This is a genomic window from Saltatorellus ferox (assembly GCA_007751475.1).
Taxonomy (GTDB): Bacteria; Planctomycetota; UBA1135; order UBA1135.
Map to the genome: position 1 here is coordinate 6,715,104 of CP036434.1, position 25,105 is coordinate 6,740,208.

The window sequence follows — 25,105 nt, forward strand, 5'->3', positions numbered from 1 at the left end:
TCAACGCCCTCCCCATGACTCTTCCGTTCCTCGTCGCGACCGCCCTCTGCACCGGCTTCGCAGCTCCCGCCCTGGCCGTCCAGGACGCGGCTCCCGCAGAGAATCCAGCGTCCGTCGCCAGCGGCGTCACGCCCGAGCTCCTCGTCGCGCATCCCAGTCTGTGGAGCGGTGACCTGATGGCCTGGCGGGAGGCGCTCCTGAGCGCGGTCGAAGCCGACCCCCAGGGGGAGCTGGCGAGCCTCGCCTACCGGTTCCTGGATCAGCACGAGTCCGCGGACCGGAGCCTCGCCGAGATCGTTCAGGAGGGCGAGCGTCTCCAGGCACTCAGCGAGCGCCTCGACCTCGGCCCGGGCTCCCTGGAGGTGCGCATGGGCGTCCACGGCAACGCGCGGGCACGGCGCTACGGGCCCTCCCCGGCCGCGTGGACGGACGACCTGTACCCCGAGTTCGTGAAGTCCTGGTACGTCGTCGGTCCGCTCGGTCCCTTGAGCGAGCGCATGCCCGCCACGGCGCCCGCGCCGGATCTCTCCGCGCGCTTCGGCCCGGAGGGGTCAGGGCGTTTTTCGCCCGAACCGGACGCCTCCGCGCTCGGAAGCTCGCCCCAGCGCTTCGCCCCGTCGTACCTCGCCGCCGACGGCGAAGAGCGGGCCTGGACACCTGTGAACCGCCACGCCAACCAGGTGTCGGCGCGCTGGCGCAATCAGATCTATCCGGGCGGCGGCCAGACCTACGGCCTCGCCTTCGTCCGGGTACCCGCCGAGGTCGTGGACGGGCCCATCACCATGGAGATCCGCACCGGCAACGCGCTGCGGGCCTGGTGGAACGGCGCGCTCGTCTTCGACGAGCCGCGCCTGACGCCGCTCGACGTGACCGGCGTGCTGCGCGCTCACGTGACCCCGGGTTCCGGTGAGTGGAACGCCCTGCTGATCCGCGTCTCGACCGAGGACCGGACGCCGTTCTCGGTGCGCTTCGTCGATGCCAAGGGTCGCGCGATCCTGATGGAGCAGCCGCCGCTCGATGTCTCCCCCATGCCGACCTGGACGCCGGCCCCGCCGGACGCCACCGTCGAGCGCTTGCCGGATCCGCTGGAAGACCTGTCCCCATCGCTCCGGGAAGGCCCGTACGCTCCGGCGCTGCGCATGCTCCACGCGAGCCTGCTGGGCCGCCACGACGTGGCGCTCGCCGAACCGCGCCCCGAAGGCGTGCCGGACGCCGAGCTGCACGCGTGGCTGCGCCACCGACTCATCGCCGTGGAGCGCGCACGGCACCTGCCCGACGAGCTGAAGCGGCGCGAGACGATGGCCGTCGTTCGCGAGCTGGAAGCGAGCGGAGTGGTCTCCGCCGAAGCCTACAGCTCGGAGATCCGCAGGCTCCTGAGCGAGGACAAGCCGGTCGAGGCGCTGGAGTTCGCGGAGACCTGGATGGCCGCCGTCCCGGGGATCGCGGAGCCGAAGATGGCCCGTGAGCGCGCGCTCGATCGCATCGATCGCACGGGTGTGATGGCGCAGATGGCGCTGGAAGAGATCCTCGAGAAACACCCCCACCACGTTCGCGCCCGCATGCGACTCGTCGAGCGGCTCGCCGCCGAGGACGCGCGGCCGGACGCCATCGAGCACGCCTGGACCGCGCTTCGGACGGATGCCTCCGACGATGCGGCATTCGACTTCCTCCTGGGCGTGTTCACGCAAACTGGCGACGAGCGCCTCGGCACGCTGCGCAGCGCTGCCGCGGCCTGGGAGGCGCGCCATCCGGAGCGAGCGATCTCTCCCGGGGCGCTGACGAGCGTGATGGAAGCCCAGGGCGACGACGAGAAGCTCCTCGACCTCGAGGTCGCGTTCGCCGAGGCCTACCCGAAGCTCTCGCGTGCCTGGTGGAACCTCGCCAATCGCCGTCTCGAGCTAGGCGACGATACCGGCGCGATCCGCGCGCTGCGCCAGGAGCTCAGCCTCCGCCCCCATGACGAGACGAGTCGCGAGCTTTTGAAGAGGCTTCTCCCGGGCGAGGCCACCGACCCCGCCGAGGCCTTCTTCCAGGAGTTCAGCCCGGATGTCGCGGCGGCCACCTCCTTCGCCCGCGAGCGAGAGTCGGCCTCGGTCGTCGAGGCCCTCGACTCCGGCCTCGTGTACCTCTTCCCGGACGGAACCTCCCACGCTCGCTACCAGACGCTCACGATGCCGATGGATCGCTCCGGCGCCGAGGCACTTCACGCGCTCCCCGTGCGCGAAGGCACGCGGCGCATCCGGATCGTGAAGAAGAACGGCGACATCCAGGAGCCGGTCGACGTCAACGGCGAGTGGGTGCTGCCGGCGCTGGAGACGGGCGACGTGGTCGATCAGGTCTGGGACCAGATCGAGGAAGGCGTGGCGGGCGCGCCGCCGAGCGGCCAGCTCTGGCGATTCGCGTCCTTCGAGAAGGCGTTCCCCACGTCGCGCTGGGTGATCTTCGTGCCGGCTGGCCTGCCCGGACGACTCGTGCTCCAGAATTTCGATGGCACCCACGAAACCCTGGAGCGAGACGGCGGCACGGTGCACGTGCTGACCGCATCGAATCCCCAGTTCATCGCGGAGCCGCTGCAGCCGAGCGAGATCGAGCTGCTGCCGGTCGCCACCTTCGGGGACGATCGCGATCGCGCGGACGAGCTTCGCAGCTGGTGGCGCTACGCGGTGGCGAGCGCGACGGTCCCCGCGGACCTGGAGCCGGAGCTCTTCCAGTTCATCGAGGAGGCGACGAAGGACGTCGAGTCGGGCGACGCGCGGGGGCGCGCAGAGGCCATCTACGACGCGCTGGACGAGTACCTCCAGAGCTTCCAGGGCGATCAGGATGCACCGACCGTCTGGCTGACCGAGAAGGGCTGGCCTGTATTCCTTCTCGCAGCTCTCTACCAGCGAGCGGGCGTTCCGTTCGAATGGGCCGTGCTGGAAAGTCTCGTGTCCCCTGAACTGGACGCGCCATCTCCGCTCGTCTTCGAAGGTGTGGAGAACCTCGCGCAGCTGGTGCTGCGCCTGGGCGTCACGGACGATGCGGGCGATCCTGTCTGGATCATCTACGCCAACGCACCCGGCACGCCGTTCGGCGCGATCGCGGACAGCATGGTGGGCGCGTCCGCGTACGTGCTACAAGATCGCCAGGGGGATGCCCGCCAGGAGACCCTTCCACGGACCCAGGCGGGCGAGCACTGGAACCTGAACCTCCAGGTCACCTACGCCGTCCAGCCAGACGGTAGCGCCGAGGTCAGCGGCAGGCTGGACGACGCCTCGCCGAGGGGCATGGTTCTCATCAAGCAGATCCGCGAGGCCACCGCGCAGCAGCGCGAGGGTTTCGCGAAGGGACAGGCCGCGAACTTCTCGCCGGGGGTGGACCTCGCGGAGGCGAGGGTCGTGCTCGATGGGTCCGAGGGAGAGGGCATGGTGCTGCTCTTTCACGGAACCGCGAGGGAGTTCGCCGTGGCGCGGGGACCGGAGTACGTGGCCGCCGTTCCGTTCGTGCCGCTGCAGCTGGACAAGGCGTTCGGGCCCGCCGACCGGCGCTGGCCGATGGCCCTGCGTCAGCCCGTTCGGGTGCGCGCCCGGATCCGTATCGAACCGGGCGATGGATGGCAGCTCGGCGAGGCCGCGCCGGACGCTGGCGAAATCCGCGAGGGCTTCGAAGTGGTGCTCGACGTGACCGACGAGCCGTCGGGTTCGAGGCTCTACGAGCAGCGCTTCGAGCAGCGCGGCATGGTTCTCGCTCCGGAGGAAGTGCCCGGATTCCTCGCCCGAATGGGCGAGGTCGAGCAGGAGTTCAAAAGGCCTCTGCGCCTGATGAAGAAGTAGGCCTTCCGAGGGCGCCGCGCGTCAGGCTTCGATCACACGGAGTTCCACGCGGCGCCCCTCGACCACGTCGTCGAAGAGCGTCTGCGGGATCGGTCCGCGGGCGAAGGCCTCCCGCGCGAGGGCTCCGAGGTCGACGCCCGAGCGTTCGATCGGCTCACGGGCGCTATCGGGGAGGAGATCCTCGAGATCCGGGAGCGTTTCGAAAGGCAAACGGATTTCGACGCCGCGGCCGTCCTCGCCGAAGCTGCGGACGAGGAGTCGAGCCGGCAAGGCCGGTGCCACGTGTTTCCCGGGAGCGCGCGTCGGCAGAGCGGGCGCTGGGGCATCGGCTCCGTCGAACACGCGCCAAAGCTCCATGGGAGCAGCGAGGTGCCCGAGGATCGTGAAGAGGCCGGAGAGGGTCCTGATCATGGGAATCGCCGACGTGGGCGCGGCGAGCCGCGGAACCATGCGGTGCTCGCCGAGGAGCGCGTCGGCGCGAGCTCGGCGCTCCGCACCGTCGATCTGCGTGGCATTCCGTTCGCGGAACGGAGCGAAGAGCAGCGCGGCGAGTGCGTCGAGTCGATCGCGCAGGGGTGCGAGGCGCTCGGCGTCGAAGCCCAGGGTCAAGAGCGCATCCCAGGCAGGCACTTCGCCGCGCAGCAGCGCTCGCCACGCCTGACGTGCTGGCAGGCTGATTTCTCGGGTCGCGCCGAAGTCGTAGAGCACGATCTCCCCGCCACGGTCTTCGCGGAAGGCCACGTTCCCGGGGTGCAGATCGCCGTGTACGAGCCCATCCGTGAGCATCGGGTGAAGGATCGCGCCGGTCAGCGCCTCTCCGAGCTGCGCGCGCTTGTCCGGCTCCCAGGCGACCGCATCCGCGAGCGCCGAGCCGCCTTCCCAGGTGGAGATCAGGACTTCGTCGCCCGCGACGATCACGGCGGGAACGACGGCATGGGGAAGCGAAGACACCGCTCTTCCGTAGCGCCCCTGGGCTTCCGCCTCAGCTCGATAGTCGAGCTCGGCCAGGAGTTCGTCGCCGAGGGCCGCGATCCAGTCGTCGACGGCCACGCCATCGAAGCGTTGCCTCAGGCGCCGGCCCGCGCGCCTGCCGACCCAGCCCATCAGGCCGAGGTCACTGCGTAGATCGCTCTCCACGCCGGGCAGCAAGACCTTGACCGCCGCATCGCGTCCGTCCGACAGCTCCGCGCGGTGAACCTGGCCGAGGGACGCCCTGCGACCCTGCGCGCCGATCGTCGCGCCGTCACCAAGGAGCGTCGGCGCGGCGGCGCGCATCACGGGGAGGAGCCGGGCGAGCGGCAGCGGCTCGAGCGCGCGGCCTGCGTCCTCCCCGTCCCGGGCCGAGAGGAGCTGAGCCACCTTGGTGGAGGCTCCTCGGAGAGGCCCGAGCCGTTCCGCAAGTGCCTGGCGAGAGCGGCCCTTCCCCCGCCCCATGGCGATGGGAACGATGGCGGCTGCCTGTCGAAGCGTGCGGAGGGACTTCATGAGCGGGTGATGAGGCTGGGTCTGTGCGGGCGCAAAGGACGAGAGTGAGAACCGGGCCATCGACGTGAACGACCTGATTCTTGAGGAGTTCCAGCTGCCCCCGACCACTTGATGGATGGACGCGCCCCGACGGCCATTCCCACCCCCATGGGTGAAGTAGCGCGCCGATAGAGGCGACCGTGGGATCCGAGAACAGTAGACTCGAGGCCGAAATCGGGACCAAGATCGGCAGCCAAGGCCGCACTCGTTTTCCACCTCCCCCTACCCCACCGTCGAATCGCCCGCGCCTAGCGCCCTTGCCCCGCACGCAGGGGCAAGCCGCGCGCGCCAGCCGTCGCCCGCTACCGGGCCCACGCTTCCATGTCCTTCGAACAACAGCTCCTCAAAGTCCAGACCCAGGACGGATTCATCGCGGCCCTCGACCAGAGCGGCGGCAGCACCCCCAAGGCCCTCCTCGCCTACGGCGTCAAGGAGTCCGAGTACTCCGGCGAGGACGAGATGTACGTGAAGGTGCACGAGATGCGTACGCGCATCATCACGAGCCCCGCGTTCAACGGCGACCGCATCCTTGGTGCGATCCTCTTCGAGAACACGATGGACCGTGAAATCGAAGGCCGCGGGACCGCGGACTACCTCTGGAACGTCAAGCGCATCGTCCCGTTCCTCAAAGTGGACAAGGGCCTCGCGGACGAGGCGGACGGCGTCCAGATGATGAAGCCGATGAAAGGCCTCGCCACGCTGCTGAAGCGCGCCAAGAAAAAAGGCGTCTTCGGCACGAAGATGCGCTCGGTCATCAAGACCGCCAACGCAGCCGGCGTGAAGGCCGTTGTCGATCAACAGTTCGAGGTCGGCAATGAGATCCTCGCCGCGGGCCTCATCCCGATCATCGAGCCCGAGGTCGACATCCACAGCGAGACGAAGGCGAAGGCCGAGAAGATGCTCCGTGACGCCATCATGGAGAACCTCGAGAAGCTCCCCGAGGACGCACACGTGATGCTGAAGCTGACCCTCCCAGAGAAGGACAACTTCTACAAGATGTGCATCGAGCACCCGCGGGTGATCCGCGTCGTCGCCCTCTCCGGCGGCTACAGCCGCGAGGAGTCGAATGCTCGCCTCTCGCGCAACAAGAAGATGATCGCGAGCTTCTCGCGCGCCCTTTCGGAAGGCCTGTCGGCCAAGCAGTCCGACGCGAAGTTCAACGCGATGCTGAACGACACGATCCAGAGCATCTTCGAAGCCTCGCGCACCTGATCCCGGACCGCGTTCGATCGAGAAAGGCCTGGGACGGGGCCCCGCTACTTCAAGTCCGCCGACATCAGGCGCTGGAAGTGATGGGGCCCCGTCTCCAGTTTCGGAGCGAAGCGGCCGCCGGGATAGAGGCGCGAGCGCACGCCCTTTTGAACCGAGAGCACGATGCCCTGGTCCTCCATCTCGACCTCGTCCAGCGCACCGCCCACACCTGTACCGACGAGGTCAGGCCGCGCGACCCAGCGCAGGTAGCGGACGCGGCAGCGGCCCGGGCCGATCGGCTCGATGAGATTGACGGAGATCCCCCACGCGTAGGCGTTGACCATGAGGTTCGGATAGAGCCAGAGGTAGTCGGCGACCACGTCGTCCGCCGCACGCGAAACGAGCCGAGCGTCGTCGTCCCGGCTCGCCACGCCGAGCTGCCGCACTGCGTAGGGCTCGAGCTCGGTGGTATAGCGCGAGAAATCGAGGCCTTGATTGAGCCCGGGATGCACGAACGGGATGTGAAACCCTTCGAGATAGTTTTCGCAGTAGAGGGCCCAGGACGCGTCGATCTCGAAGTCGCGTGAGGCGCTCGGTTCGAAGGTGAAGATCTCACCGTCGTACTCGGCCAAAGTCCTTCGGAGGGGCGCGGCCCACTCGTCGAAGGGGATGCGCGGATCGATCGAGGTGAAGCGGAGGGGGCCGACCTGCTCGAGCGGAAGTCGCGCAAGGTTCTCGGAGGCGCGTGGAAAGCACTCTGCGCCCTCGAACCCCGGGCAGCTCGTCATCGTGCCGCCCAGATCGAAGCGCCGTCCGTGGTAGCGGCAGCGGAGGGCCCTGGCGTCGCCGGGCGCTTCAGCGAGCAGCGCGCCCCTGTGGGTGCAGACGTTCGAGAGAAGCTGCTCTCCGTCATCGGAAAGCGTGAGTACGAGCGGTTCGTCGAGCCCGCCCTCCAGCAGGGTGAGCGGCTCGACGCGCTGGATCGGATCGCTCAAGGGGAGGAGCTGCCAAGACCGAACGAAGACCCGCTCGATGGCGAGCTCGTGGGCGGCGCGGTCATGATGAAGGCGCTCGTCCAGCGTGCTGGCGCGGCGAACGTCAGGCTCGGAGTGCCAGGTCGGCCCATTCGTTGCGTCCGAGCCCGACGGCCTGGGGCGGGTCATCGCTGGCCTCCCCGACGCATCTGCCGCGCCATGCGTCCGGAGGCAGGACTGTCAGGGCCCCCGTCAGATCCGGAGAGACCCGTAAACGGTCCTTCGAGCTGAACGAGTGATAGGAGTCGCCCGACGTCACTCGCTATCCTCCTGGGCCGCCTACCGAGGCCCTCTCTCTCGACCTCCCTCACCTGCGCCGCTAGGCGCTCGCTGACGTGCTCGACCATCTCTTCACTCTACTCATGCTCGTGCTGCTTCAGGCAGTCTTGGGCTTCGACAACCTGCTCTATATTTCCCTGGAGTCCAAGAGGGCGCCCGAGGCGGATCGCTCGCGGGTCCGGAAGCTGGGAATCGGCCTCGCGATCATCCTTCGGATCGTCCTGCTCTTCGTCCTGGTGAAGGTAGTCGAGCGCACGCAGAACGTGTTCGGTGAGGTTCACTGGCGCGGCTGGGTCGACGGTGAGTTCACGATCCATAGCCTGATCGTGCTGTTCGGCGGCGCCTTCATCCTCTACACGGCAACGAAGGAGATCCTTCACATGATCGCGCTGGAGGAGGCCAACGCACAGACGAAGCCGCCCACCTCGGCCGGGAAGGTCATCGCCATGATCGTGATCATGAACCTGGTCTTCTCCTTCGACTCGATCCTGAGCGCGATGGCGCTGACGAAGGTCTTCTGGGTGATGGCGACCGCCATCGTCATCAGCGGCCTGATGATGATCCTCCTGGCCGAGAAGGTTTCGACTTTCCTGGCGAAGAACCGGATGTACGAGGTCCTGGGACTCTTCGTTCTTTTCATCGTCGGCGTGATGCTGATCTCGGAAGGCGGGCACCTCGCGCACCTCAAGTTCTTCGGCAACGAGGTGCACGCGATGACGAAGACCACCTTCTACTTCGTGATCGCGGTCCTCGCCCTGACCGACATCGTCCAAAGCCGCTACCAGAGAAAGCTACTGGCCGCGAAAGGCGCGGCGCAGATCGACACCCAGCTCTGAGCCAACCCGACGCCCCTCCCCAGCGCTACCGACACAAACGAACCAGGTGCAACCGTTCCGGAATGGACGGACCAGGTGCACTTGTTCCGGAACAAGTGCACCTGGTCCGTCCATTCCGGAACGGTTGCACCTGGTCCGTTTGTGTCGGTAGCGCTGGGGAGGGCGCTATTCGGCGACGATCTTGTTGTCGGAGCTCTCCACCAGGAAGAAGCGGCCGACGCGGACTTCGTGCTCTTCGCCTTCATCGGTGATGAACTGGTACGTGCCTTCCATCGTGCCCCAGGCGGTCGAGAGGTCGCACATGCTCCGGTACTCGTGGGAGTCGCCGGCTTCCAGCCGCGGTTGCTCCCCCACCACGCCGACTCCGCGGACCTCGCGCCGCTCTCCGTTCGCGTCCGTGATGATCCAGTGGCGGCTGAGGAGCTTCTGGGCTACCGGGCCGACGTTCTTGATCCGCACCCGATAGGCGTAGAGCCAGCGCTTTTGCTCCGGGAAACTGCGGCTCTCCAGGTACTGGCCCGCCGCCTCTACCTCGATTCCGTGAGTGAGACAGAGGCTGTTCGGACCCATGTTGATGGGGCCTGCGTCCTGCGCCTCGGGGTCAGGCCCCAGGTCGATCGATGAACGAGCCGAGGACTCGCCGTGGGTTTCCTTGGGGTCTTGCATGGGGTTCGGGGTCGCATAGGCCGGAGACGGAACAATCTCCAGAGGATGGGGCGGCCGTCTGTGAGAGTGTAAGCGGCGGGCGCTACCCTGGGAGGGTATGAATCAGCGGAGACCTACGTGGCCGTCCCCTTTCCTGGGGCTTATCCTCGCGGGAGCCGCCAGCTGCGGCGCGGTCAACTTCCTGCGAAGCGATCCTTCGGCGCCGCGCGACCGCGCGTCTCGATTCGATCGTTTCGTCGACGAACTGGCTCTCGACCTGCGGGAGACCGCCCCGCTGCTCGACCGAGTCCGCCTTTCCGCAGCGTCATCGGCGAGTCCCGGAGCGGCCGCAGGGACCTGGGAGGACGAACGCCGAATCGTCGCCCGGAGAACCGTGGCCTGGAGCGCGCTCCAGCGAATCGACGGCGAGTTCAGCGCGGACAAGCTCACCGGCTCCCGCGCTACCACCTCGCGCATCGTCGAGGCCGATCTCCGTCGCGTCCTCGGCCTGACCCCCGAAGAGGAGATCGATATCTCCCCGGCCGCGCAACGCGCGGATGCGACGTCCGTCAGCCCCGACCCGACCCGTGCTATTCAGCGTCTCGCAGCGACACCGTGGTCCGGCACGCTGGTCGAGGCCCCATCCGCGCTGCTCGCGAATCACCCGAAACAAACGGTCGACGACCTGATCGCCTGGGAGAGAGCGCTTTTCGCACTCTCCGAAGAAGCCCGCTTCCTCGGGGCCTCCCCCGCCGCGCTCGCTGCGACCGAGGACTATGCCTACCCGCCCTTCTTGCTGGACCTGGTCCTCGACGATGTTGTCAGGCTTCAGTCCTCCGTCGGCGCAGGAGGAGCCCAGGACCCGCTCTTCGGGCCTCTCCTGGAAGCCGCCACCGAGTTGCTCGGGCCGGACGCGAAGACGATCACGGCTCCCAGTTCGAAACGTCGGGCTCTCCAGCGCGACCTGAGCCTCGAGTTCGATCGCCTCGTGGATGGTCTCCAGGCCATCCGTGCTCGCATCGCCGATCGACCGTTCAACGGAACGGACGCCGTGAGAAACGGTCCGACCGACGCCTGGGTCGAGCGAATGAGAGAGGCAGCAGGACAAAACGTCGCCCCCTCTGCGCTCGCCGATGTGGGCCGCGCCGAGATCCAGCGACTGCATCTCGCTCTGGGCGAGGTACTCGGCCTGGACCCCATCGCCCAGGACTTCGATGGGCTCGTCCGGGAGCGCTTCGACCAGATCAGAAACCGCGACCTGGCGCCGCCCGGCAGCGCCGAGCCCGAACGCACCCCCGCGACGCTCTGGAGCAGCATCGAGCCGCTCCTCGACCAGCTCGTCGTCAACCCGCCACCGACCTGGGTGAAGAGCCGACTCGCCCGCACGTTCGAGAGACCCCACGGCCGCTGGTCGCCCTTCGTGCGCGGCAACCTCGCTCCCCTGAACGATCCACTCTCGCGGCCGTCCGTATTCCTCGCCTCGCGGCCGCGCGATCCGATCACACCATCCTGGCTGCGCGAGGCCGAGGCGCTCCGCTATGGACTGCCCGGCCGCGCCCTCCTGGATGCCTACCGGCGCGCCGCGCGCCTCACCACGCCGACCTACCTTCTCCAGGCCGAGCGCGAGACTTTCGAAGAAGGCTGGGGCCTCTACGCCGTGACCGTCGCGGCCGATGCGGGATGGCTACTGGAGCTCGATGAGGGCTTCGGGCGCCTGGCCCAGGAACTGATCGCCTTCGTGGCTCTCGTGGCGGACGTCGGCTTGAATGCGAGCGGCTGGACGGTTGCCCAGGCCGTCGACTACGTGATGGAGAGCACGCCGCTTCCTCGGAGCGCGGCCAGCGAAGTCGTAGCCCGCATCGTCGCCGACCCCGGCCGCTCGGCCCTGCCCGGCATCGGTCTCCTCCGACTCCGCACGCTCAGGCGCAGCGCCGAGGGGCTCATGGGCGATGATTTCAGCGCCGCCGAATTCCACGCAGCGTTGCTCCGGAGCGGGCCGATTCCCATGAGCGAGATGGATGCGCGGATCGAAGCCTGGCTCGTGCGCCGATCCACGGGAGCCCGGGAGTAGCGCCTCGATGGAAGAGACGAAGCGGATGGAAGCAGGCGTTGGGGCGCTCGGGCTCCTCGCCCTCGCGGCGATCGGCGCGGCGCTCCTGGCGTTCGGCTGGGACCGCGGGCCCGACGTGCTCGTGGACTTCGGACGCGAACTCTACGTGCCGTGGCGGCTGACGGAAGGGGACGTCCTGCACCGGGACATCGCCTGGTTCAACGGCCCGCTCGCACCCTGGATCCTCGAAGGCTGGATGCGCGTCTTCGGCGTCTCACTCGACGCCGTTCAAGCGCTGAACGCGCTGGTCATCGTCGCGACCACCGCGCTCTTGATGTCCCTCATCGCGCGCCTCACGAGCCGCGCCAGCGCCTGGGCTGGCGCGCTGACTTTCCTCACTGTGTTCGCCGTCGCCCAGCAGGAGGTGATCGGGAACTTTCACTTCCTGTCACCGTACTCCCACGGAATCACCTTCGGCTTCCTCGCGGGGCTGATCGCCCTGGACGGACTGGCGCGCGGCCTCGCGAGTCAGCGCTCTGGCTGGTACTTGGTCGCCGGCGCGGGCGCCGGGGCCGCGTTTCTGACCAAGGCGGAGATATCGCTGGCGGTCGGTGCGGGCTCCGGCGTGATGCTGGTCGCCACCGCCGCAGCGGGCCGCTCTGCAGGATGGCGCGCGCGGGCAATCATGGCCTGGGCCATCGGCGCTACCGCGATGCTGGCTTGCGCCTGGTCGCGCCTGGACGCCCAGCTGGACGGCGTGGGAGTGCGCGCGGCTCTGCTCGGAACCTGGCCCTACGCGCTCGACGATCGGGCGCGCGATCTTTCGTTCTACCGCAAGATGCGAGGAACGGACCAGCCCCTCGCGAGCCTGGAGCGGATGGCCCTCTGGACCGCAGGCCTCGGCGCTTTCGTGGCTGCCGTCCTGGCCATCGGTGCGCGGGTGGGTGCCAGCGGCGTGCGCGGCGCGCGCTTGATCGCCTTCGGCGTGGCGCTCGCCCTCGGCGTGGCGGCCCTCTTCTTCGTGCCGATTCACTGGCTGCTCCTGCCTCTCCCGCTCGTGCTGCTGGCCCGAGCATTGCTCGTCTTCCGGCGCTGGGTGCGCGCTCCGCAGACGGCCACCCTGGATGCCGCTCGGCTCTCGTTCCTGGTGTTCAGCCTCGCCCTGCTGCCGAAGGTCCTGCTGGCACCGACGGCCCGCCAGTACGGCTTCGTGCTCGCGGTTCCTGGAACGCTGGTGCTCGTGTCGCTTCTCGTGCACTGTGTCCCACACTGGACGAGCCATGGCCCCGGTCAGCGAATGATGCACCGAGTGAACGGGCCGCCCGAGCGCCCATCTGCGAGGCGACGAGCCATGTCCGCAGCGGGCTTCGGACTCGTGGTCGTGTTCTGCCTCGCCAACCTGTTCGCGACGACACAGCGCTTCCGCAGCAAGACGGTCGAAGTGGGAATCGGCGCCGACCGGATTCTCGCCAAGGGGTTCCGCGGAGTCGTGATGGCTGAACTCCTGCGCGACCTCGGGAAGCGCACGGGACCGGACCAGACCCTTCTCGTTCTACCGGAGGGAATCATGGTCAACTACCAGTTGCGCCGACGCACGCCAACGCGCCTGGTGAACTTCATGCCGCCCGAACTCGTCTTCTTCGACGAAGACGCGATCGCCGCGGAACTGGCCTCTCATCCGCCGGACTTCGTCGCGCTCATTCACCGCCCTACCCTCGACTACGGCTATCCTTTCTTCGGCGAGGGGTTCGGCGAGCCGATCCTCGAGTGGGTCCGCGCCCACTACGACGAGGTGAGGATCATCGGGGACGACCCGTTCGATCCGAACCCGAAGGCGTTCGGGGCCGCGGTCTTGCAGAGACGCGCGGGCCGCTGAATTGACCGACTATGCCAGCTCGACCTTCGGACCGGAGAGCGCGATCGAGCAGGCATCCGGCATCAGGTGCTTCTGCGCCGCGCGCTGGATGTCCTCAGGCGTCACCGCCGCGAACTCCGCGGGTAGGCGCTCGAGATGATCTTCGGGGAAGCCATGCAGCTCTGCACTGATCAGGTACGAGGCACGGCGCGACGCGCGCTCGAAGCCCATCGAAAATGAGCCGACGAGGTAGCTCTTCGCCACGCCGAGTTCCTCTTGGGGCACGGGCTCGTCGCGGATCGTACGCATTTCGGCGAGGAAGCCGTCCACGGCGGTCTGCACGTGCTCGGGGCTCGTGCCGATGTAGGCGCGGAACATCCCTGGCAGGAGGCCGGCGGAACCGTGAATGTCCGCGTGCACCGTGTAGGCGAGCCCCATCTGGTCGCGCAGTTTCTGGGTGATGCGGTTCGTGAAGCCGGGCCCCGTGCCCAGCACGTGATCCATCACCGCAAGCGCCACGTAGTCAGGATCGTCGCGCTTGATGCCGAGATGGCCGAGGTATACGTGCACCTGATTACGTTCCCGCTCGAAGGCAGCACGACGCGGTTCCACGGGAGGAAAGGTGGGCTCGGTCCGCTCGTACGGGGTCCCGGCGGGCACCTTCGCGAAGGCTATCTCAGCGCGGTCACGCACTTCCACGGGATCGACGTCGCCGACCACCGCGATGACGGCGCGCTTTCCGCACCAGTTCGCCGCGCGATGGGCCCGCATGTCACCAGCGGTGATCACGCTTGCGGACTCGAGGGTTCCGTACGCGCTGCGGCCAAGAAAGTGATCCGCTCCGTAGATCAGCTTCTTGAAGAGAATGCCGCCCTGTGCGCGGGGGTCCTCGGCCTCCACGGCGAGGCGCGTCCGGAGGCGCTCGAGGTGAGTGGCAACGCGCGCATCGGGGTAGCTGGCGGTCGCCATCACCTCACCGAGGACGTCGACGAGGAGCCCCCAGCTCGATCCAGCCACTGCGCCGGAGAGGCCCATCGCGTCGCCCTGGATGCCGCCGCCTTCGGGCTCCAGAAGGAGGGCGATCGCCTCGTCCGACTTCGTCTCGGTGCCCTGGTCCGCGAAGGCGCCCGCCATATACGCGACGCCTTCCTTCCCATCAGGATCGAGCCCTGGGCCTCCGCGGATATGAATGCGGACGGCGGTGACGGGCGCTCCTGCGCGACGGTGAACGAGCAGCGTGGCCCCGCAGCTGAGCTCGAAGCGCTCGCGCGGGACCTCGATCTTTGGAACGCTCTTCTCGGGGCCGGTAGACGTGGAGGTCATGGTGATGGGGAGGAGAGCCTGTTCAGGCGGGCTGAGGTTCGATTGCAGCGGCTTCAGGCAGCGACCAGCCGATGATGCGTCGACCCGGCGAGAGAAGACGCGCGCAGGTCTCGCGGACCATCTCGGCCGTCACCGCGTTGCGCCGCTCGGAAACCCGGAGCGCGTCCTTCCACTCGAGATCGGTCGCATACTCTCCGAGCGTCTCGGCCACGTCAGTGATCGTCTCCGATTCGAACGCCTCGCTCGCGTGAAGGAGTTTCTTCGCGCGCGTCAACTCGTCGTCGTTCACGAGTTCCGTGCGGAGCCGCGCGACTTCCTCGTCGATCACGGCTTCCAGGGTGGCCGGGGCCACGCCCTGAACGGCCTCGGCGTAGATCCAGAATCCGCCCGCGGACTGTCGCGCGTCGTTGTTGGCCGAAACGCTCGTGGCGAGGCCCTCGTTCACGACAGCGCGGCGATAAAGGCGAGCGAGCTTGCCGCTGGTCAGCACGGTGACGACCACGTCGAGGACGAAGTCATCGTCCGACCCGAAGACTCCGCCTGGCCAGGCCATGATCAATCGGGAGGCCTGGTCGTCCCAGGTGGTCTCGATCCGCATCAGCCCCGAGAAGTCCGGGGCGGGGGGCGGGCGCCGCTCGTCGGCGACACTGGGCTCTGGATCCGCGATCTTGCCAAAGCGCTCTTCGGCCGCCTCGATCGCGCGCTTCGGGTCCACGTCGCCCGCGATCACGAGCGTGGCGTTGCCGGGGCGATAGAAGCGCTCGTAGTGAGCTCGCATATCCGCAGGCGTCATCGGAATCAGCGTGTCGCGATAGCCGATGACCGGATGCGCATAGGGATGACGACCGAAGAGAGCCGTGGAGACCTTCTCCGACAGGGCGCGCCACGGGTCGTCGAGTCCCATGGAGAGTTCCTCCAGCACGACCTGCTTCTCGGAGGCGAATTCCTCAGGGTCGAGCGCGAGGCTCTGCATCCGATCCGCTTCGAGGTCGAGCGCGCGCTCCCAGCGATCGGACGCGAACTCGAACCAGTAGGCGGTGTGATCCGGCGTGGTGAACGCGTTGTTGCTGCCGCCGAGGACAGTGGTTTCGAGGTCGATCGCCCCCTTGCCCAGCGTGTCCGTGCCCTTGAACATCATGTGCTCGAGGAAGTGGCTGACGCCGGCTTCCTCGGGACGCTCGTGGCGGCCACCCACGCCGTACCAGACCATGACGGCGACGACGGGGTCGGAGTGGCGCTCGGCCACGAGGACCTTCATCCCGTTGGACAGTCGGCTCTCGTGAACGGTGGCACCACAGTACTTGGGCGGAGTCTTCGGCATGGGCTGGATCGATGAACGATGGGGTGGACGAACTACCGGCGACGGCGAGAGGAACCTCGGCGAGCGCTACCGCTGCGGCTGGCCCCGCGGCTGGCCCCGCGTGGACCACCGCTGGACGCGGAGGCTCCGCGGCGAGTGGTACGACGAGCGCCGCCAGGTCCGAGAGTCCCGGTGCGAGCGCCGCCGCGGCGCGCTCCGCCTGAGCGACGAGTGCCGGCACCCCGCCGGGGTCGCGCCCCGCCGAAGCCCACTTCTTCCCCCTCGCGAAGGCCCTCCTCCGCTCCATTTTCGGGGCCATTGGGTCCTGTTCCGCTGAGCAGACCTTCCACTTCCTCGCGGCTGAGCGCCCGCCAACGGCCCTCCTTAAGACCGCGGATCGTGAGCGGACCGATGCTGGTGCGCGTGAGGGCGAGCACCTTGTGCCCGACGCGAGCGAAGACGCGGCGAACCTCGCGGTTCTTGCCCTCCTGGATCGTGACCTCCAGCGTCGAACCGTTGGCGGTTCGACGCTGAACGAGGACGCGCGCGCGAGCCGTACGACCCTCGGCGAGGTGAACGCCGTCGCGGATCTTCTGCACCGCCTCGTCGGTGATGCGCCCTGGAACCTTGACGAGATAGCGCTTCTCGACGCCGAAGCGAGGGTGCGCGATCCGGTCGGCGAACTCACCGTCGCTCGTCATGATGATGAGCCCCTTGGACTCCTCGTCGAGACGGCCGACGGAGAAGATCCGTCCCTTGTTCGGGTCGGTGATGAGGTCGATCGCGCGAGGACGCGTTTCGCGCTCCTCGTTCGTACAGACGACGCCCGCCGGCTTGTGCAGAAGGTAGTAGCGCCGCTCGCGGGGGTCCGAGCGCAGTCGGACGCCGTTCACGTCCACGACCTGCGTCGAGGGATCGATCTTGGTGCCGAGCTCGGTGACGATCTGCTCGTCCACGAGCACCTTGCCTGACTCGATGAGTTCATCGCTGCCCCGGCGAGAGGCCACGCCGTTGTCGGCAAGGAACTTGTTGAGGCGAACCAGATGCTGGTCGCGTTTCTCATCGCGGGCGGAGGAGGAACGGGCCGGCATGCGCTTGGCACCGACCTTCTTGAGGGGGGCGCGGCCTCGGCCGCGCGTTCCGCTTCGTCGTCTTACCATGGGGGTGACTTGCCTGGACGTCCAGGTCTTCAGGCCCTCGCGGGCCGTGCTCGTACGAGCTTGAGCTCACCGTCAGCATCCACGATCTTCGCGGATTTGAGGTCAGCGGGGAGCACCCAGGCGCCCCCCTTCACAAGTGGGTAAATCTCCCCGTCGCCCGTGTCGATTCGCCCGCTTCCAGCGAGCACGACCAGGACCGTGGGGAGCGCTTCGACCGTCATCTCGACGGGTTCATGCACTTCGAGCACCTCGGCGACGAACTGCTTGCACCGGGCAAGCGTCGCAATACGGTTGGCGGATGCTGTGGCGGACGCATGGCCGCGAGCGCTGGCCGCCTCCGATCGAGAGGAGGAGCTGACTTCGAACTGAAGGGGACCGGGGCCCTCGACCTTCCGGTCGTAGTCCATGGATCGAAACGACTCCTCGAGGTGCGTCTCGCGAGGCTTCCCGTCGATGCCGGTCCGCCCCCAGTCGTACAGACGATAGGTGGTATCTGAATTCGTTTGCACCTCTACGATCGCTATCCCCGCTCCGATACTGTGCACCGTCCCGGACGGAACGTGAACGCCATCCCCTGCGCTCACAGGATAGCGCTGGAGGAGATGAACGACTTCCGGGGTGGTCGCGCCCGCGGCGAAACGAGTGGCGTCGACTCCAGGCGCGAGGCCCAGGAAGATCTCTGCGCGCGGAGCGGCGTCGAGGATGAACCAGCACTCGTCCTTGGAGGAGCCGCCGTACTTGGCAGCAGCCCGATCGTCCGGGTGCACCTGAACCGATAGGTTCGCCTGGGCGTCCAGCAGCTTGAGCAGCAGCGGGAACGACTCATCGTCGCCGAGAATCGACTCCCCGACGAGCGCCTCTCGCTCGGACAACATGAGTCCTTGAAGCGTCCGACCCTGAAAAGGTCCGCTGGCCACCTTCGACGATTGGTCGCCGCGGTCGCTGACGATCCAGACCTCCCCTACCGGCTCGCCCTTGCGCCAGGCGAGCGGAGGATCGCCTGGGAGAGGCGCCACGTAGGGCCGCAAGGCTTCCCCACCCCAGACTTTCGTCACGAGTACGGGCAAGAGGCGAAGTGGGCACTGGATCGACATGAGATGAGTTCTGGGGGCAGTCCGGAAGGGTAGCGCTCTTCCTTGCGTAGGGGGGCGGTTGCTGATTTATATCGGGGATGAAGAGCGGAACCTCTACCGCTTTCTGCCCCCCGACCCCATTCCCCTCACGAAACCCCGGCAATCCATGGAAATCCTAATCGATCTCATCAGCGGCGCCGTTGGCGGCAACCTACTGGGCGCCCTCACCAAGGGTGGCGGGCTCCTCAAGACGATCATGGGGCTCCTGGGCGGAGGCCTCGGCAACTTCATCGGCCCGGACATCCTGAAGCAGATCGGCGCCCTCGCGGAGTCGGGCCAAGCTGGCCAGGCCGGTGTCTCTGCTGGCCTCGGCGGAATCCTCGCGATGATCGCCGGCCTCTTCAACAAGAAGAAGGAGGCCTGATCGAAAGCCCGATGGCTAGAAGACCCAGCTGCTAGATAGAGCCTAGCTCAACAATCGCTCCGCCTCGGCGAGAGCTGTGGGCTCAGCGGCACCGCCGGCGATCATGTCGGCAATTTCGGCCACGCGTGGTTCCCCGATGAGGACTGTGATCCTCGTCCGCGTGCGCCCTTCCTCTACCTCCTTTCGCACCTGCAGGTGGCGCGCGGCGCGCGCCGCGATGGCCGGGAGGTGAGTGACGCAGAGAACCTGGTGATGCGCTCCCAGCGCCTCGAGGTGTCGAGCCACCTTCGGACCGAGCCGTCCACCGACACCGGCATCCACCTCGTCGAAGACGAGGGTCGGAGTCGATCGACGTACCGCCAGGGCTCCCCGCAGCGCCAGGAGGATGCGCGCCGCCTCACCTCCCGAGGCCACGGCCCGCAGCGGCTGAACGTCTTCGCCCGGGTTGGCCGCGAGAAGTAGCTCGACCCCCTCCGCTCCGCTGGCCGTGAATCGCAGACGATCCCGCTCGATCTGATCTGGGTTCGCCGCTGCCTCCCCCAACGGTTCGGCCGCGCCCATTCCGGTGCCGGCTGAGGCCGGGCCGTTCGGGGTCAGCGCCATCGAAAACTCGGCCCGTTCGAGCCCGAGGTCCTTGAGACCAGACTCGACCTCCTTTTTGAGCTTACCCGCCAGCTTGGCCCGCGCCTGACCGAGTCGCTTCGCGGACTCCGCCATGCTCTTGCGAGCCAGAACGACCGCTGCTACGAGTTCTTCGCGGGTCGCGCCGCCGCCATCGATCGACTCGAGTTCCGCCTCCAGCTCGGCCCGGCGGGCTTCGAGACCTGCAATATCCGTCCCGTACTTGCGCTCTAGACGCTCCAGCAGCCCGAGCCTGACCTCGACCGCTTCGAGGCGAGCGGGATCCACTTCTACGCCGTCGAGGAACGCCGAGATTCCACGGGTCGCTTCTTCGAGCAATAGCGATGCTTCGCGCAGCTGGGACGCGGGCTCCTCAAGATCGCCGATCCTTCCGGCCCATTCGCCCAAGACCCTCTCCGAGCGCGACACCGCGTCGAGCGCAGCGTCATCCCCCTCGCCAAGGCTGTCGAGAACGGCCCCCAGTTCGAGCCCGAGGTCGGCGGCATGCCGTAGCACCGACCGATCAGATCGCAAGCTCTCGGCTTCCGCCAGCGAAGGGTCGGCCTCGGCAAGCTCGGCAGCCTGGAACCGAACGAGGTCGAGGCGCTGGAGCCGTTCAGACTCCAGGGAATCGAGCGCCACCAGCTGATCCGTGAGGTCGATCCAGCGCGCGCGTCGTTCGCGATACCCCGCCAAGGTGTCGTGGAGCCCCCCGAAAAGGTCCACCAGCCGGAGCTGCTCCGCGGGTTCGAAAAGCCTTTGGTGGTCGTTCTGGCCGTGAATCTCGACGAGTTGCGCCGCCAGACCCCGAAGCAGCTTCTGGGTTACGGGCCGGTGATTCACGTGAGCCCGACTTCGCCCGTCCCTCGCGATGGTGCGGGTGAGGATCAACTCCAGCTCATCCCGGTCGTCCCGGTCCTCCAGTGCCTCCGGCAGGTGCTCACCGAGCCACATGGATACGAGCTCGCCATACCCCTTCAGGGGCATCGAAAACCGCCCTTCGACCCGTGCCCGCTCCGCTCCCTTCCGCACCATGGCGGCCTTGGCGCGACTCCCGATCAGGAGCTCGAGAGCATCCACCAGAAGACTCTTCCCCGCACCGGTCTCACCGGTGACAGCATTCAATCCAGGCCCGAATTCAAGGGCGGCCAGCTCGAACAGAGCAAGGTCCTGAAGGCTGAGTTCAACAAGCATCGTTCCGGAGACCATCGCACGCGCTCCGGGATCTGGCAAGACAGGAACCCGAATAAAAGCCTAACAAACCTCGTCACCCCAGAGCACCGCCCGAGCGATGCCATGCACCCTGGTCCGATAGCCCGGATCGCGGGCGAGTCGATCCTCATGATGGGCGAGTGCCCTGGCGGCTGCGCTACGTCCGATGCCAGCGTGCCGGGCTACTTCATCGATCGTGAAGCCCGCCATGCGCTTGAGCAGTCCCATGCGCGCGGTCGCAAACAAGTCCCAGTGTTTTCTACGAGCTGGCTGCAGCCATGGCCCTTCGGCAGCTTCAAGACTTCGACAGACGCGAATGACGGTCTCCGCCGCGGCGACAGGCATCTCCATGAGGAGTGCCTCCGGCTCTCTGGCGCCCAGGTACTCGGTGAGAAAATCGTTGCGCTCTTCTTCCGTTTCGAGAGAACGATCGAGCGGATCGACGGTTCCGGCCGAGTTCATGCGTGCCTCGACGAGACGATCGCTTTCGGACCCGAAGCGTGAGCACCCACCGGTGCCATACGTTCCGACGGGCATCCCCACGACGCCGTGCATCTCCTCGACGATCGAAGCGGCCCACTCCGTGTTCAGCCAGCTTGGCGCGATCCCTCGATGGAATCGATAGGCGCTGCCATGCGGGTAGTCGATCGCCCGTTCCACGATCCCTGCCGCGACCGGATTTCGATCGATGTACCAGAGAACCCTTCGCTTGTAGTCGGACGTGACAACGGGCTTGGAAGAGTACCGCGCCCTGTAGAGCGGCCCATCCCGCCCATGCCGCGAATTGAAGTAGAGCACGTACTCCCTGAAAATATCTCGCATGGCGAGGTCCAGCTCACCCGTCGGCGACATCAAGAGGAAGTGGTAATGGTTCGTCATCAAGACGAACGCAAACACGACGATCCGCCCGAGCGAGACCTGCTTCTCCACCAGCGAATAGAACTTCGCCCGGTCCACGTCGTCGGTAAAAATGCTCCGCCCAGCAACACCTCGGTCGTACACGTGGTGCCAGCGCCCCGGATAGTTCTCTCTTGGTCTTCTTGCCATGACAAAAGACCGACCGATCCACGCCCCGCCCGGTTTCACCCTCCCCCTCCGGATCCGACACAAACGTACCAGGTCCGTCCATTCCGGTACAAACGGACCAGGTCCGTCCATTCCGGTACGAACGGACCTGGTCCGTCTGTACCGGAATGGACGGACCTGGTCCGTTTGTACCGGAATGGACGGACCTGGTCCGTTTGTACCGGAATGGACGGACCTGGTACGTTTGTGTCGGATCTGCGGGGGTGTTGGTTCAGCCGCGGAGGGTTTCGATGGGGCTGGCTCGGAGGGGTTTTGAGCTGGCCGCCAGGCCTGCGGTGACTGCCAGTGCTGCGGTGCCGACCGCCGCGATGGGGATCGCTGTCAGGCTGGGGAGGCCCGGCAGTTGCAGGCCGAAGCGTAGGAACGCCCACGAGAGTAGGAGAGCGCCGAGGCCGCCGAACGCGCCTGAGACCAGACCGAGTAGGCCGTATTCGACCGCGAAGAGAGACGCCACGCCTCGGCGCGTCATCCCCATCGATTTGAGAAGCGCCGCCTCGCCGCCGCGCTTTAACGAGGTGGCCGCGACCGCCCCCGCCAGGATGGCGATTCCCACCAGAACGGTGAAGCCGCCGAGCAAGCGCACCGCCAGCGCGATACGCCCGAGCGTCGACGCGACCTTCTCGAGCAGGGGCCGGATTCGCAGCACGCTCACGTTCGGATAGCGCTGCACGACCGCCGCCTGCAGTGCCCCTTCCCGCTCGGGATCGATTCGCCCCGCCGCGAGGCGCCAACCGGGCGCGTCCTCCATCATGCCGGGCTCGACGAGCAGGAAGAAGTTGATGCGAAAGCTCGCCCAGTCGACTTCACGAAGACTCGTGATCTTGAAGGTCATCGGCAAGCCCTGAACGTCGAAGGAGACGGTGTCGCCCAGCCCGACGCCCAGCGATTCTGCGAACCCCTTCTCGATACTCAGCTCCGCCGCGTCAGGATCGGACCAGAGCTCACCCTCGACCAGCGTGTTGCCGCCGGGCAGATCCTTCGCCCAGGTCAAACGCTGCTCCCGCGTCAGCGTCCACCGCTCACGCCCACGCTTCCCGTCGTCGATCAGCTCGTGCACGGGGGTCCCGGCCACCGCCGAAAGCCGCGCCATGACCACCGGCGTCGAGTCAACGTTGATCATCCCCTCGGACGCCATGATCTCCTGCACGCCCTCCCACTGATCCGGCTGGACATCGACGAGGAACACGGTCGGCGCATCCGGCGGCGCGCCGTTCACGAGCTCCTGCTCCAGCCGACTCCCGACGATCCCGAGCGCCAGCACCACCAGCGTTCCGAGCCCCAGCGCGACCGCCGCGCCGATCACTCCGGCCCCCGGCCGCGCCAGCGCCGCCACCCCATGCCGCAGCGTGAATCCAAGCCCCCTGCGCGGCACATTCGAAGCGAGCTTCGAGACCATCAGCGCCGCTCCCGACAGGAGCAGCACGAGCGCACCGAGCCCGCCCGTGAACGCGAGCGACGGCAGCCATTCCCGCGTTTGAATGAACGCAAACGCGAACACCCCCGCGATGAGCGCGACGGCCGACAGCACGCGAACCACCTTGGGCGCGGGCAGCGGACTGGCCTCGGCGCGGAGCACACGCGCCGGCGAGACGCGCCACACCGCCGTCAACGGCGGCAGACTGAACACGGCCGCCGTCCCGAGCCCGAGCACGAGCCCGCGCAGCGCCGCCCCCCACTGCAGCGGCCCGGCACCGTTCGCCATCAACTCCGGCGCGAACGCCCGCACCACGAACGGCGCGCTCAAGCCCACCGCGATCCCGATCACGCAGCCGATCAGGCTCAGGACGAGCACGTGACCGAAGTACGCCGCGAACACCTCGCGGGGCCGGAAGCCCAGGCTGCGCAGCGTCGCGATCGCAGGGGTTCGGCTACCCAGCCACGCGCGCACGACCTGGGCGACGCCGATCCCCCCGAGCAGGAGCGACAGCAGCGCCACGAGCCCGAGGTACGACGCGATCCGATCGAGCGCGCGCGTGAGGCCCGGGCTCGGCTTGTCGAAGGTCTTGAAGCGCAGGTACGGCGCGTCCACGAGGCTCTCCCGCACCGTCGTCACCAGCCGCGCGGCGTCGAGCGGAGTCGCCGCATCCTTGATCTTGACCTGCCGCTTGTAGTTGACGCGGCTGCCGAACTGCACGAGCCCGGTGCGCTCCAATCCGCCCGGGGAAACGAACGCGCGCGGCCCGAGCGTCATCGCGAAGTCGACGCGATCGGGCTCGTCCACGAGTTCCGCCGCGACGCGGTAGGGCTTGCCGCCGATCAGCACGCTTCCACCGACGCCGACGCCCATCTGCGCCATCAGCTCCGGCGCCGCGATCAGCTCGTCCTCGGCGAGACCACCGGGCGTGACGCCCGCGGGATCGGTCACGATCTCGCCGAAGAGCGGGTACCCGGAAGTCGCGGACTTCAGCTCCGCGAGCACCGGCTCCCGGGCCGACTCTGGCGCGCTGATCATCGCGCCCATCTCGACGACGTCCGCGATCTCAGCGACACCGAACGCGTCGAGCGCCGGGCCGAGTTCTTCCGGGAACGCGCGTCGCGATTCGATCGAAACGTCCGCTGCCAGGAGCGAGCGCGCATCGCGGCTCACCGCGCCGTCGACCGCCGCGACCAGCGCCGCCACGCCCGTGACCGCCGCCACGCCGAGCGCCAGGCACGCCGTCATGAAGAACAACCGCCCGCGCGCGCCGCGCGACTCGCGGCGCATCAGGGAGAAGAGCGCACGGCGCACTCCCGTGGAAGAAGGGCCTTCTGCGCTCAACGGTTCTCCTCGCGCTCGATCTTGCCGGAGCGCAGGTAGATCGCGCGCGGCGCGGTCTCCGCGATCTCGAGGTCGTGGGTCACCAGCACCAGCGCCGTCCCGAGTTCATCCCGCAGCCCCAGCAGCATGTCGAGCACGCGCGCTCCGGACTCGCTGTCGAGGTTGCCGGTCGGCTCGTCCGCAAAGAGCAAAGCGGGCCTCGGCCCGAACGCCCGCGCGACCGCGACGCGCTGCTGCTCGCCCCCCGAAAGCTGGGACGGATAATGGTGCCCGCGATCGCCGAGCCCGACCTGTTCCAGCAGCTCCGCCGCCCGATCGTCCGCGTCCGGCATGCCGCCGAGCTCCATCGGCAGGACCACGTTCTCCCGCGCCGTCAGGTTCCCGAGCAGCTGAAACGACTGGAACACGAAGCCGACCTGGCCGCGCCGCATCAGCGCGAGTTCATCCTCGTCCATTGCCTCCAGCGCGCGGCCACGGATCTTGACCGAACCCGATGTCGCACGGTCCAGCCCGGCGAGGAGGCCCAGCAGCGTTGACTTCCCGCTACCGGACGGCCCCACGATGGCCAGGAACTCGGCGCGACGCACCTCCAGGTCCACGTGGTCGAGGACGGTGATGTCCCGCTCGCCCGAGCGAAGGGTCTTCGTGAGTCCGGTGCACTGGAGGAGCACCTCGGTTTCCGGCGAGGCCGCGGAGGTCCTGGCTGCGGCAGCTGCTGTCTGGGATTGCGTCATGGGAGTGGCTTGAGGTTCGCCCGTCATACACGATGAGAGGCGCTCGACCGCTGTTCTCGTTCCGTCCGCCGCCCCGAACATGAAGCGCCAGCCTCCTACCTTTCGTCGCTCCTCCGCCGGGTCCCACCGTCCGGGGCCCATTTATCTCGTTTCCGCCGTGCTGCTGGGCGCTGCGATCTCGACCGGCT

The 25,105-nt window shown here is 67.6% G+C and carries 17 protein-coding genes; 6 read left to right on the forward strand and 11 right to left on the reverse strand.

Annotation, left to right across the window (positions count from 1 at the left end; translation table 11 throughout):
* Positions 1 to 14 precede the first annotated feature (14 nt).
* Positions 15 to 3,812, forward strand: a complete 3,798-nt coding sequence (locus tag Poly30_RS24345) for a tetratricopeptide repeat protein (protein ID WP_145203749.1) — start codon at positions 15 to 17, stop codon at positions 3,810 to 3,812.
* Positions 3,813 to 3,833: 21 nt separating this feature from the next.
* On the opposite strand, the gene Poly30_RS24350 is transcribed toward Poly30_RS24345, so the two are convergent.
* Entirely contained in the window at positions 3,834 to 5,297 is a 1,464-nt protein-coding gene (locus Poly30_RS24350) for an AarF/UbiB family protein (RefSeq protein WP_419190613.1), read from the reverse strand.
* Positions 5,298 to 5,657: 360 nt separating this feature from the next.
* Between Poly30_RS24350 and Poly30_RS24355 the strand changes: the two genes are divergently transcribed.
* Entirely contained in the window at positions 5,658 to 6,548 is an 891-nt protein-coding gene (locus Poly30_RS24355) for a fructose bisphosphate aldolase (RefSeq protein ID WP_145203756.1), read from the forward strand.
* 44 nt (positions 6,549 to 6,592) lie between these two features.
* On the opposite strand, the gene Poly30_RS24360 is transcribed toward Poly30_RS24355, so the two are convergent.
* Positions 6,593 to 7,690 carry an aromatic ring-hydroxylating oxygenase subunit alpha gene (locus tag Poly30_RS24360; RefSeq protein WP_145203759.1) on the reverse strand — a complete coding sequence of 366 codons (1,098 nt, stop codon included), beginning with the start codon at positions 7,688 to 7,690 and terminating at the stop codon, positions 6,593 to 6,595.
* Between the two features lie 233 nt (positions 7,691 to 7,923).
* On the opposite strand from Poly30_RS24360, the gene Poly30_RS24365 reads away from it, so the two are divergent.
* Positions 7,924 to 8,676, forward strand: a complete 753-nt coding sequence (locus Poly30_RS24365) for a TerC family protein (protein WP_145206399.1) — start codon at positions 7,924 to 7,926, stop codon at positions 8,674 to 8,676.
* A 165-nt stretch (positions 8,677 to 8,841) separates the two neighbouring features.
* Here the strand turns inward: Poly30_RS24365 and apaG are convergent, their stop codons facing one another.
* Positions 8,842 to 9,342, reverse strand: a complete 501-nt coding sequence (gene apaG, locus Poly30_RS24370; RefSeq protein ID WP_419190614.1) for a Co2+/Mg2+ efflux protein ApaG — start codon at positions 9,340 to 9,342, stop codon at positions 8,842 to 8,844.
* A 97-nt stretch (positions 9,343 to 9,439) separates the two neighbouring features.
* Here apaG and Poly30_RS24375 point away from each other — a divergent pair, with 97 nt between their 5' ends.
* Positions 9,440 to 11,392, forward strand: coding sequence for a DUF885 family protein (locus tag Poly30_RS24375; protein ID WP_145203762.1), 1,953 nt, complete (start codon positions 9,440 to 9,442; stop codon positions 11,390 to 11,392).
* A 7-nt stretch (positions 11,393 to 11,399) separates the two neighbouring features.
* Positions 11,400 to 13,247, forward strand: coding sequence for a glycosyltransferase family 39 protein (locus tag Poly30_RS24380; RefSeq protein ID WP_419190615.1), 1,848 nt, complete (start codon positions 11,400 to 11,402; stop codon positions 13,245 to 13,247).
* Between the two features lie 9 nt (positions 13,248 to 13,256).
* Here Poly30_RS24380 and Poly30_RS24385 read toward each other — a convergent pair whose 3' ends face one another.
* Genes Poly30_RS24385 through Poly30_RS24400 form a run of 4 tightly spaced genes read right to left on the reverse strand, consistent with a single transcriptional unit; the run spans position 13,257 to position 18,103 of the window.
* Positions 13,257 to 14,549, reverse strand: a complete 1,293-nt coding sequence (locus Poly30_RS24385) for a M16 family metallopeptidase (RefSeq protein WP_145203769.1) — start codon at positions 14,547 to 14,549, stop codon at positions 13,257 to 13,259.
* Positions 14,550 to 14,571: 22 nt separating this feature from the next.
* Complete coding sequence (locus tag Poly30_RS24390) at positions 14,572 to 15,870, reverse strand: M16 family metallopeptidase (protein WP_145203772.1); 1,299 nt, start codon at positions 15,868 to 15,870, stop codon at positions 14,572 to 14,574.
* 32 nt (positions 15,871 to 15,902) lie between these two features.
* A complete protein-coding gene (locus Poly30_RS24395) occupies positions 15,903 to 17,009 on the reverse strand; it encodes a pseudouridine synthase (RefSeq protein WP_145203775.1) in 1,107 nt (368 codons plus the stop codon).
* A 29-nt stretch (positions 17,010 to 17,038) separates the two neighbouring features.
* Positions 17,039 to 18,103 carry a type I phosphomannose isomerase catalytic subunit gene (locus tag Poly30_RS24400; protein WP_145203778.1) on the reverse strand — a complete coding sequence of 355 codons (1,065 nt, stop codon included), beginning with the start codon at positions 18,101 to 18,103 and terminating at the stop codon, positions 17,039 to 17,041.
* A gap of 145 nt (positions 18,104 to 18,248) precedes the next feature.
* Between Poly30_RS24400 and Poly30_RS24405 the strand changes: the two genes are divergently transcribed.
* A complete protein-coding gene (locus Poly30_RS24405; RefSeq protein ID WP_145203781.1) occupies positions 18,249 to 18,506 on the forward strand; it encodes a hypothetical protein in 258 nt (85 codons plus the stop codon).
* Positions 18,507 to 18,548: 42 nt separating this feature from the next.
* Here the strand turns inward: Poly30_RS24405 and recN are convergent, their stop codons facing one another.
* From recN to Poly30_RS24425, 4 genes are all read right to left on the reverse strand, one after another.
* Positions 18,549 to 20,321, reverse strand: a complete 1,773-nt coding sequence (recN, locus tag Poly30_RS24410; protein WP_419190616.1) for a DNA repair protein RecN — start codon at positions 20,319 to 20,321, stop codon at positions 18,549 to 18,551.
* 60 nt (positions 20,322 to 20,381) lie between these two features.
* Positions 20,382 to 21,296, reverse strand: coding sequence for a hypothetical protein (locus Poly30_RS24415; protein ID WP_145203789.1), 915 nt, complete (start codon positions 21,294 to 21,296; stop codon positions 20,382 to 20,384).
* Positions 21,297 to 21,636: 340 nt separating this feature from the next.
* The gene (locus Poly30_RS24420; protein ID WP_145203792.1) at positions 21,637 to 24,183 is read right to left on the reverse strand and encodes an ABC transporter permease; all 2,547 of its coding nucleotides are present in this window, start codon (positions 24,181 to 24,183) and stop codon (positions 21,637 to 21,639) included.
* Positions 24,180 to 24,917, reverse strand: coding sequence for an ABC transporter ATP-binding protein (locus Poly30_RS24425; RefSeq protein ID WP_145203795.1), 738 nt, complete (start codon positions 24,915 to 24,917; stop codon positions 24,180 to 24,182). Before Poly30_RS24425 ends, Poly30_RS24420 begins: the two co-directional genes overlap by 4 nt.
* Positions 24,918 to 25,105: the final 188 nt, after the last annotated feature.